The sequence below is a fragment of the Anaerovibrio sp. genome (genome assembly GCF_045637405.1).
Classification (GTDB): domain Bacteria; phylum Bacillota; class Negativicutes; order Selenomonadales; family Selenomonadaceae; genus Anaerovibrio.
Map to the genome: position 1 here is coordinate 1 of NZ_JAZTZI010000113.1, position 9,172 is coordinate 9,172.

Sequence of the window (9,172 nt, forward strand, 5' to 3'; positions counted from 1 at the left end):
GAATCTTCCATATGTCCATTGTAGCGCGACACCAAGTGGCTCTCTACATCATATTTGATGCTGTAAATAGGGTGGCTCTAAGTAGCATAATGGGTGGCTCTCAAAAGGAGATTGTCTGGCTCTCAGGGCGCGGAATACTCAATAGACTATAGTGATGAATTGGTTTTAAAATACATAAAGAGGATACAGGTGTTTGATGATTATGTGCTTGTGGAGACTATAGAATTGACTTGATTGTGATGAATTTATTGGACTTCTGCTGATTATATTAACATTTTGCTTGCAAATAGCAATCGATTAGCATAAAATTTAATAAAGGAGGAGAGCATCATGGCAAGAACAGCTAATATATTTGCAAGGGTTGAACCAGAGCTAAAAGAACAGGCTGAGCTTGTTCTTAACGAATTAGGGATTCCTATGTCCAATGCTGTAGGTATGTTTTTAAAACAGATTGTATTGCAACGAGGCATCCCTTTTGAAATGAAGTTACCTACAAGAAGTCCACTTGCTTATGAAATGTTAAGCAAAGAAGAATTTGATAATGAAATACAAAAAGGCATGGACAGTATAGCCAACGGTCAGACTATTTCTGCTCAAGAACTGCGTGCCGAGCTGAAGAGGAACTTGGGGATATGAGTTATTATATTGATTATTCCAGTGAAGCAAGGCAGGATATATACGACATTTACCAATATATTGCAGATCAGTTAAAATCACCTTGTGTGGCTGCTGAATTGGTGAATTCCATTATTGATGAAGTGGAAAAACTTGACGAGATGCCGTTTCGTCACCAGTTGTATAAAGATGAGCCTTGGCATTCCAAGGGATTACGATATATTTGTGTAAATAATTATTTAATTTTTTATCTGCCCAATAAAGAGGATAGTACAGTATATGTCGTTAGGATTATTTACGGTGGGCGTGATTTGGGAAAGCAGCTTAAGACAATTGTATAAATAATAATTCTAATGCTGATTTTAAATCTAGTACAGCATTGCTTCATATAGATTATGATGATACCCGTTTCCCGGCAACATCAAGTCGCAAGCGTAGGTTCAAGACTACTGAGGAAGGAGTGAGCGAAATGTGTGAGGTAATTGAGAGAAATAGAGCTGAAGGCAGAGCCGAAGGCAGGGCTGAGGTTGCAATAGAGTTGCTTAAGGAAAAATTATCTATAGAGATGATTGCCCGTGCTACCAAGCTCACGGTTGAACAGGTAAAAGAGATTGGCAAGAAAAATGCTCTAATCTAATATTTTGATTTCAAATGACTCCTGGCTCCGGCTGGGAGTTTTTGGGTATATATTAAACATTGTTTTATTTTGTAACAGGAAAGAATACTTGGAGCTCTGGATTGAAATAATGCTATCGTGGCTATAATCTCAACTATTGAGTGGACAGATTTAATTGCGTTGTTCAGCTCAACTAGCCTATGGTGATAGGCAACTTTATATCGCTTGAACCTTTGCGCCACATGTTGAGAGCGTAGCACTAATTAACAGAAAATAAAAGTGCCATAATCCCTTGTCTTATAAGGATTCATGGCATATTTGAGATATATAAAAATAAGGAATTATGCTGTGCCAGAAAGACAGCATTTTAGTGATTTTCAGCAGGGCAACATACTCAAAGTGATAGTTGGGTATGTTGCTCTGTTGATTTTTTGCATTAGGGTAGAAGTTCCTCTCCGCCCAGCAGCGTGATGGTAGTGAACTCGAGGCCAAGGAGATTTATACGGAAACATGGAACTGGCTGAAACGCCTCGGTATGCATACCAAGATTAGTAAACAGCTCTTGGAGCGTTACGCCATGTGCTCTGCCAGATGGATTCAGTGTGAGGAGCTGACCAGCCGTATGGGTATGCTCAGTAAGCACCCGACATCCGGCAAGCCAATAACCTCGCCGTTTATAAACATCGGTATAAACTACATGAACCAAGCCAACAGGCTGTGGAACGAGATATTCCAAATCGTAAAAGAAAACTGCATAACCGGCTATGAGGGAGACACACCGTCCGATGATTTGATGGAACGCCTGCTAAGAGCCAGGGAAAGGAAATGATATTAATGGGAGAACTGAAATACGAGCTGGTCGATGTAGACCAGCTTATTCCATATGTGAACAATGCCAGAACACACTCGCCTGAACAGGTGACAAAGCTGGCAAGTGCTATAAAGGAATTTGGATTTATTAATTCGGTGATAACAGACGGAGAACATGGCATTTTGGCAGGACATGGCAGAATTGCCGCTGCAAAGCAACTGGGGCTAAAACAGGTACCATGTGTCTCCGCTGCTTATCTCACTGAAGCACAGAAGAAAGCATATATCCTGGCAGATAACAGATTGTCTTTGAATGCTGGCTGGGACGATGAGCTTTTAAAGATTGAGATTGAGTCCCTTGAAAGTGAGGGGTTCGACATCGGTCTTACAGGCTTTGATGAAAAGGAACTGGCTGACCTCTTTGGCACAGATGATAAAGATACTGAGGACGATGACTTTGATGTAAATGCTGCTCTTGACGCAGCTGCCTTTGTTGAGCCAGGAGATCTTTGGCTCCTGGGAGAACACCGCCTGTTGTGTGGTGATTCCACAAATCCAAAAGATGTAGCTACACTTATGAACGGGCAGAAGGCAAATGTGTGTATTACTGACCCGCCTTATAACTGTGCTTATAAGGGTGGTACCGGAATGACTATCATGAACGACAAGTGGAGCGATGGTGAGGCTTTTTACCATTTCCTGCTTGATGCCTTCAAAAATGCATATAGCAGTCTGGTGGATGGTGGCGCATTTTACGCTTTCCATTCGGATGCGGAGAAATGTAACTTTTTCAATGCTTCTGTGGATGCAGGCTTCCATTATTCCACGACCTGCATTTGGGTAAAGAACGCATTGGTAATCGGGAGAATGGATTATCAGATGCGGCATGAGCCTGTGCTTTATGCCTTTAAGGATACAGCCAAGCATAAATTCTATGGCGACCGCAAGCAGACCACAGTCTGGGAATTTGACAAGCCAACCAAATCCAAACTACATCCGACACAGAAACCTTTACCGCTGATTGCTTATCCAATGCAGAATTCCTGCCAGGAGAACGGCATCGTGCTGGACCTGTTTGGCGGCAGTGGTTCAACCATGATGGCAGCCGCCCAGTTGAACAGAAAAGCATATCTCATGGAGCTTGACCCAAAATACGCATCGGCTATTGTTCGAAGGTTCGTGGCAAGCTATGGACCGGATGATGTTCAAGTAATCAGAAATGGCGAAGAGCTACCTTGCAGTGATGTGTACATTCCAACGGAGGAGGAACTTGAATTCAAGGAATCTTCTGTGACAGACAAGCAGAAGGGGTCTCATTCAGCTTGAATAGGCCCGGATACTTTAGCATGGCAAACTTTAAGAAATAAAAAAGCCCATGTGGGCTTTAAAATAAATCACTATGTGTGCCTGTACGAGCTAGTAATAGTGTTAGGGTATCATCTTCTATTTTGTATATAAGCAACCAGTCAGGAGCTATATGACACTCTCGGTAGTTGGCATAATCTCCAGATAGCTGGTGATCATGATACTCTTTTGGTAATTTTTGTCCAGTTCGCAGAAGTTCAATGACTTCATGGAGCAAATCAGTATTGAGATGTCGTTTTTTAGCTAATTTAACATCTTTCTTGAATTTATTAGAGTATTGGACATTATAAATCATATTCCTAAATCTTTATAAAGCTCATCAGGATCAGTATAAACTTTACTTAATCCCTGGCCAGCTTCAATCTCCTTAATGGTCTGTAAAAGTTCAGATTCTTTTCCAGAAATTTCAAACGGAATACGGTTCTGATTATCAATTTGGTGAAGTAACATATTAACTGCCGTACTCATATTAAGCCCCATGGTTTTTAGTTTACTTTCTACTCTTTTTTTGAGTGCATTATCTACGCGAACTTGAACAATTGCTGTAGTCATGATAAAACACCTCCATGGTCTAATTATACTATAGTGACAGTGTATAGACAATATAATTATTGATTTCTCGGGTAATTTATAAAAATTTGTTATGATTATTTTTTGAGCTAACAAATAAATATATACAGTCTGACTAGGCCCGGATACTTTAGCATGGCAAACTCGAGAAGACTAGAAATGCGAGTATACTGTATATTCTCACAAGACGAGGAAAGGCCCCCTTCCGGGGAAGGGGCTGCGGCTTTTCAGCCGCGGGTGAAAATGAAGGCTGGTTCCTGCTTGTAGTTTTCGGTTGGCCATTCCTTGTGGGTGTTTACCAAGGTCATTCCTGTTACCTTCCAGCCTGCTTTGTAAAATTCAAAGGCTGTTTCGTTGGAACTGCTCCAACCTGAGCTGAAGGTGAATTCCCTGATTCCTGCCTCCTCAAGGCCTTTTAAAAGCAGTGGGATGTCTTTTTCCAAAATGCACTCCCGCCCAAGGTCAAGGCGGCTGTTTTCTTTTTCAAGGCTTTCTTCGTAAAGCCTGAACACCCAGGCAAAGCCCTCACCGCGGTCCTTGCTCCTCGCCTCAAGGTCTTTGTATGGACGATCCACAGGCCCCGCCACAGGGAACCAGAGGCACCGTGTTGGGAGTTGATGACATTGGCAGCATAATGGTTTCCTGGGACAACGGGAGCGGTCTTAATCTCGCCTACGGTGAAGATGAGTACCACAAGGTAGAGGAGGGCTGATTATGACACAGGAAATCAAAAGGCAGATTCTTGTAATAAGGCAGACCGGAGCCACAAACATGTTTGACATTGTTACTGTAAAGGAACTTGCAATACAGTTTGATTTTACCGAGCTTGCTGAGTACCTCCAGGAAAACAAGGCCGAGTATGTTCGTTTTATTATGACGGGCGAATAACATCTCCTGCCCGCTTCGGCGGGCCTTTTCGGGCTCTAAAGATACATCAAAAACTTTCTGTAAATAACTTGCTATTAGAACACATGTATGGCAATATACACACAACAAAAGCAAAGCAAGGCAAAAAGCAGAAAGGATGACAAAACATGATGGATTTAAGAGCACAGACCTTTGGGGTAGAAATTGAAATGACAGGGATTACGAGGAGCAAGGCAGCAAAGACAATCGCAGCCTACTTCGGAAAAGAAAGCACCCACTACGGCGGGACCTACGATACCTACCAGGCCGGGGACAGCAAGGGCAGAACTTGGAAGGCCGTGAGCGACTCCAGCATTTACGCAGAGAAAAAGGATGGGAGCTACGCAAGCAACCTTTACAAGCCCGAGGTGGGAAAAGCAGGGGACACTTCTTACAACCGAAGGAAATGTAGTCCATTACGGCTACATTGAGCAGTTCATTGATAAGCTGAATGAACGCTTCAATATCCGTGAAATTGCCTATGACCGCTGGGGTGCTGTGCAGATGGTGCAGAACCTTGAAGGTATGGGCTTTACTGTGGTTCCATTTGGCCAGGGCTTCAAGGATATGAACCCACCAACCAAGGAGCTGATGAAGTTGATGCTGGAGCAGAAAATAGCCCATGGCGGCCATCCGGTACTTAGATGGATGATGGATAACATCTTCATAAAGACAGACCCAGCCGGGAACATAAAGCCAGACAAAGAAAAATCCACAGAGAAGATTGACGGTGTCGTGGCCACGATAATGGCTCTTGACCGAACCCTAAAGGACTAGGCTTTGCCGTCGCAATCCGCTGTGGATTGGATAACGGTGAAAGTGTGTACGATGAGCGTGGAATATTGTTAATTTAGGATGATTATCATAATGAAGCTGTTTTAGGAACAAACTCGATTTTTAAATCCATATTAAGCCCTTCTGCTAAGCGTTTGAGCATTTTCAGGGATGGATTTTTACTCCCGTTTTCAAGCTTGCTTATATCAGCCTGATTAATTCCCGTGCGAGTTGCCAAATCAGCCTGAGTTAAGTTCTGGTCTTTTCGAGCAGCAATCATAGCCCTGATAATATTCATTTCAGGCTGGATATTTTCATATTCTTTTCTGAAATTATCATTTTCTAATCGCTTGTTTAATGAATCTCTAAAAGAGCGCATGATTCAGTCCTCCCTATCAAAGTAATCTTTTCTATATTTTATAGCTGTTAGTAATTCTTTTTTCGGCGTTTTTTGAGTTTTCTTCACAAATCCATTTGTTAATATTATTTTTTTATCAACATAGAAGAAATAGAGTACACGTGTTATGTTGCTGGAAAATTTGGCCCTAAGCTCGAAAATACCATCTTGTAGATGTTCGCTATATGGTTTTCTTAATGCAGGACCGTTTTCTTCTAAAAGTTCAATCATTCCATACATTTTCGCGGCCATTTTATCATCAAGGGAATCAAGGAAATCCTGTATGGGACAATCCCCATTGGCTTTTTCGTATAACTGTACATCATATTTCTCTGTAGACATCTTTTCACCTCAATTAAATAATATGGTGTTTTTACCATATTGTCAAGTGTTGTAATTAATGTCAAAAAAGGAGGCATCAGCTTATGAACCTATTTTCAAAATTGTTCCGTTCCAGAGATAAGCCAAAGGACTATCTTTCAGTCCATTGGCCTTTTTGTTTGGTGGCACTGCCGCTGGGAGAAATGTCAATGAAAGGACATCAATGAGTCAGACCTTGAGGTGCTTTTGGAGCAGATGGTGATAATCGCCAAAAAGAATTATAAGCCATCGTATATTGAGGATGTGATGGGATAATTACTTATTGAATAGCACACTGTGCGATCCTGTTCTGGCTAATGTTAAAACAAGAATATCATTTTCCAGTTTGTAAATAAGCAACCAATCAGGTTGTATGTGGCATTCTCTAAAGGCTTTCCAATTTCCTGATAATGCATGGTCATGGCTTTTAGAAGGTAATGGTTCGCCGTTGGCAAGTTTATTAACTATTTTTTTAGTAGACTTATATCGCGATTTGACTTAGACGCATTTTTAAGGTCTTTTTTGAACTGGGTTGTTGTTTTTAAGGTATATTTTGTCATTTTAAAATATCCTCAAATAATTCATCAACATCATTATAACCTTTTATATTAGGGTCTTTAGAAATCTTATCTGCCTCCAGTAAAGCGGAGATAGTTTCATTATTTGGTCTTCCCCTGGAGATAGTAAAAGGAATTCGACCTTCACGTAATGATTGTCTAACAAAGATATTAAATGCAGTGCTAATATTCATACCCAGTTCTTCAAATAAGTTTTCAGCAGCTGCTTTTAATTCAGCATCCATTCTAATGCTTATATTTGCACTTGAAGTTTTAGCCATAATAATCATCTCCTTTTATGATTATTATAACATAAATTAGTGCATTGTCGATACAGTGTATGTAAAAAACAAGAAAGGTTAAATACAATGGCCAAGGGGCAGGAAATTGAGGAACTTTATATCAGTCTTGGGCTTAACATAAATGACCTGAAACTTGGCTTTGATACTGCCGGGAAAACAGTTAATCAGGCCATCACCAAGCTCAATAATCAGAACAAGAAAATCCAGCTTAAGACAGATCAGCAGCAGAAACAGCTACAGGAGTCCGAGAAGAAATTGAGTCAAGCAGAGCAGGAGTCCGAGAAGCTGCAAAATCAAATCTACAGCTTAAGGAAGGAAATGATAGAGCAGGAGAACTCATTAGAGATTGCCAGAGCATCCTTAGAACAGTTCGAGAAAGAGGAGCAAGCCAAACTAAATAAAGCCAAGCAAGAGAAAACAGTAGCCTGGATTATAGCCGGACTGCTACTTTGTTTTTGTATAAGTAAATGATTTGTGGCCCTGTTGGAGAATTCTCTGACAGGGCAATTTTTGTATAACAATATTGTTATACAAAAAACGTCAAAAGGTCTAAAAATCGACCACTTTTTGCAAAAATCGACCACTTTTTGCAGAGTTGTTGAATTTTGGGAATTTTTGTGCTATTTTTTATTCTAAGAAAGTATGTGTGCCTCGGGGCACTGTATATATGCATGGAGGGAATGAAAAATGGAAACAAGGAAGTATAATAGTCCACTAGGGGGGGTACATTGGCACCAGCAAAGCCAATAAGGGGAGGGGCTGGAAAGGTTTAAAGGGACAGGCTGCTTTGGCCCTGGCTGTTTCCCTGTGGATAGGGGGCAGTAGTATGGCGTCTGCGGTCTATATTGATGCCACGGACAACACGGTCAAAGGTAGTGTAGGTTCTGGTACGGCTGTACCTAACCCTGGCGAAACGGCAGCGGATAAGACACTGACCGTCACAGGAAACGTATTGTCAGTGGAGGAAGTGTATGGCGGACTTGTTGAGAATAATTCGTCTAGTGGAGAGGCTAAAGGCTATCATCTGATTATTAATAACGCAATGGTACACACTGCAATGGGTGCTAGGTCCAATCATGCTTCTAGGAATCTTGTAGAGGGCAATTTTCTTAAAATAAGCAATAGTTCGGTAGAAGAAGTTAGGGGCGGTTCTTCAAAGTATGGAGATGCGAAAAATAATCAGGTGGAGCTGATAGATAGTACGCTCGATGCTGTTTATGGCGGTCATGCATATGATGGTAATAAAAATGCCACAGACAACAAAGTGTATATTACGGACAGCATAGTCACTGGAACCATTAAGGGTGGCGATAGCGGCACTGAAATTGGCGACTTCGTTACGGGCAATAAATTATACTTCTCTGGAGTCAATTCGGCAGGCAACGTAAAGAACTTCCAAACTATCTACATTACGAGTGCTGAGTGGGAAAAGCCTGCACTGACACTGACAGGAACGGGTATCGCCCAGAACAGTGACGGCTCATGGGCGACCATCGACACCAGAGGAATAACCTTTACTGGCGTAGATGCCTTAAATGCTGGACAAAAAACCACATTGATAAAGGATAAAATGACTGGTTTCGGGGGGACAATTCTTTCTGGAAAATACAAGGTTGGCACAACCCTTGAAGGTTTGGGTACAGCCTCTATTTCCGATGATGACCTCATTTATACCATAGATAAGGGTACCAAAATGGAAGCCCAGGAGCAGACCCATAACACTGTTATGGGAGCCACAGCATCCATGGCGGCCCTCTCTGCCGGTAATGATTTCGTAGGCGCGGCCACTGAGGGCCTTGCTATGGCTGGAAATACCGGTACTGACGGTATGGCCACCTATGCCAATATGGGTGGTGGTTCCATGAATGTTGAAACTGGTTCCCATGTAAAGACTCATACA

Annotated in this window: 16 protein-coding genes and 2 pseudogenes; 11 read left to right on the top strand and 7 right to left on the bottom strand. The window is 41.7% G+C overall.

The window, feature by feature from the left end:
• Positions 1–330 precede the first annotated feature (330 nt).
• The 5 genes from ACKI5G_RS07865 (at position 331) to ACKI5G_RS07885 (ending at position 3,367) form a co-directional block, all read left to right on the top strand.
• Positions 331–636: a type II toxin-antitoxin system RelB/DinJ family antitoxin gene (locus ACKI5G_RS07865; RefSeq protein ID WP_287448845.1), complete on the top strand. Its 306-nt coding sequence runs from the start codon at positions 331–333 to the stop codon at positions 634–636.
• Entirely contained in the window at positions 633–956 is a 324-nt protein-coding gene (locus tag ACKI5G_RS07870) for a type II toxin-antitoxin system RelE/ParE family toxin (RefSeq protein WP_407399230.1), read from the top strand. Before ACKI5G_RS07865 ends, ACKI5G_RS07870 begins: the two co-directional genes overlap by 4 nt.
• A gap of 128 nt (positions 957–1,084) precedes the next feature.
• Positions 1,085–1,252: a hypothetical protein gene (locus ACKI5G_RS07875; protein ID WP_407399232.1), complete on the top strand. Its 168-nt coding sequence runs from the start codon at positions 1,085–1,087 to the stop codon at positions 1,250–1,252.
• 475 nt (positions 1,253–1,727) lie between these two features.
• Positions 1,728–2,060 carry a P27 family phage terminase small subunit gene (locus ACKI5G_RS07880; protein ID WP_407399250.1) on the top strand — a complete coding sequence of 111 codons (333 nt, stop codon included), beginning with the start codon at positions 1,728–1,730 and terminating at the stop codon, positions 2,058–2,060.
• Positions 2,061–2,065: 5 nt separating this feature from the next.
• A complete protein-coding gene (locus ACKI5G_RS07885) occupies positions 2,066–3,367 on the top strand; it encodes a site-specific DNA-methyltransferase (protein WP_407399234.1) in 1,302 nt (433 codons plus the stop codon).
• Positions 3,368–3,425: 58 nt separating this feature from the next.
• Here the strand turns inward: ACKI5G_RS07885 and ACKI5G_RS07890 are convergent, their stop codons facing one another.
• The 3 genes from ACKI5G_RS07890 to ACKI5G_RS07900 form a co-directional block, all read right to left on the bottom strand.
• Entirely contained in the window at positions 3,426–3,701 is a 276-nt protein-coding gene (locus tag ACKI5G_RS07890) for a type II toxin-antitoxin system YafQ family toxin (RefSeq protein WP_287448857.1), read from the bottom strand.
• Complete coding sequence (locus tag ACKI5G_RS07895) at positions 3,698–3,958, bottom strand: type II toxin-antitoxin system RelB/DinJ family antitoxin (protein WP_287448855.1); 261 nt, start codon at positions 3,956–3,958, stop codon at positions 3,698–3,700. The genes ACKI5G_RS07890 and ACKI5G_RS07895 overlap by 4 nt, the downstream gene beginning before the upstream one ends.
• A 245-nt stretch (positions 3,959–4,203) precedes the next feature.
• Complete coding sequence (locus tag ACKI5G_RS07900) at positions 4,204–4,551, bottom strand: hypothetical protein (protein ID WP_407399236.1); 348 nt, start codon at positions 4,549–4,551, stop codon at positions 4,204–4,206.
• Between ACKI5G_RS07900 and ACKI5G_RS07905 the strand changes: the two genes are divergently transcribed.
• The 4 genes and pseudogenes from ACKI5G_RS07905 to ACKI5G_RS07920 form a co-directional block, all read left to right on the top strand.
• Complete coding sequence (locus ACKI5G_RS07905) at positions 4,539–4,688, top strand: DUF4314 domain-containing protein (RefSeq protein ID WP_407399238.1); 150 nt, start codon at positions 4,539–4,541, stop codon at positions 4,686–4,688. The two genes, ACKI5G_RS07900 and ACKI5G_RS07905, sit on opposite strands and share 13 nt — an antisense overlap.
• Positions 4,689–4,690: 2 nt before the next feature.
• On the top strand, positions 4,691–4,864 hold the full coding sequence (locus ACKI5G_RS07910) for a DUF5049 domain-containing protein (RefSeq protein ID WP_407399240.1): 174 nt from the start codon (positions 4,691–4,693) through the stop codon (positions 4,862–4,864).
• Between the two features lie 188 nt (positions 4,865–5,052).
• A complete protein-coding gene (locus tag ACKI5G_RS07915; protein ID WP_407399252.1) occupies positions 5,053–5,313 on the top strand; it encodes an amidoligase family protein in 261 nt (86 codons plus the stop codon).
• Positions 5,252–5,736: pseudogene (locus ACKI5G_RS07920) on the top strand (terminase TerL endonuclease subunit); the annotation flags it as partial. The gene ACKI5G_RS07915 and the pseudogene ACKI5G_RS07920, both read left to right, overlap by 62 nt.
• Positions 5,737–5,744: 8 nt before the next feature.
• Here the strand turns inward: ACKI5G_RS07920 and ACKI5G_RS07925 are convergent.
• The 4 genes and pseudogenes from ACKI5G_RS07925 to ACKI5G_RS07940 all read right to left on the bottom strand — a co-directional run bounded on the left by ACKI5G_RS07925 (position 5,745) and on the right by ACKI5G_RS07940 (position 7,251).
• Positions 5,745–6,035, bottom strand: a complete 291-nt coding sequence (locus ACKI5G_RS07925; protein WP_407399242.1) for a helix-turn-helix domain-containing protein — start codon at positions 6,033–6,035, stop codon at positions 5,745–5,747.
• A gap of 3 nt (positions 6,036–6,038) precedes the next feature.
• Complete coding sequence (locus tag ACKI5G_RS07930; protein ID WP_407399244.1) at positions 6,039–6,395, bottom strand: type II toxin-antitoxin system RelE/ParE family toxin; 357 nt, start codon at positions 6,393–6,395, stop codon at positions 6,039–6,041.
• Between the two features lie 294 nt (positions 6,396–6,689).
• Positions 6,690–6,973, bottom strand: a pseudogene (locus ACKI5G_RS07935) (type II toxin-antitoxin system YafQ family toxin).
• The gene (locus tag ACKI5G_RS07940; RefSeq protein ID WP_297571291.1) at positions 6,970–7,251 is read right to left on the bottom strand and encodes a type II toxin-antitoxin system RelB/DinJ family antitoxin; all 282 of its coding nucleotides are present in this window, start codon (positions 7,249–7,251) and stop codon (positions 6,970–6,972) included. The pseudogene ACKI5G_RS07935 and the gene ACKI5G_RS07940 overlap by 4 nt, the downstream one beginning before the upstream one ends.
• An 87-nt stretch (positions 7,252–7,338) precedes the next feature.
• Between ACKI5G_RS07940 and ACKI5G_RS07945 the strand changes: the two genes are divergently transcribed.
• Complete coding sequence (locus ACKI5G_RS07945; protein WP_407399246.1) at positions 7,339–7,743, top strand: hypothetical protein; 405 nt, start codon at positions 7,339–7,341, stop codon at positions 7,741–7,743.
• A gap of 355 nt (positions 7,744–8,098) precedes the next feature.
• Positions 8,099–9,172 (top strand): hypothetical protein (locus tag ACKI5G_RS07950; protein WP_407399248.1); only part of this gene is annotated, 1,074 nt, incomplete at its 3' end.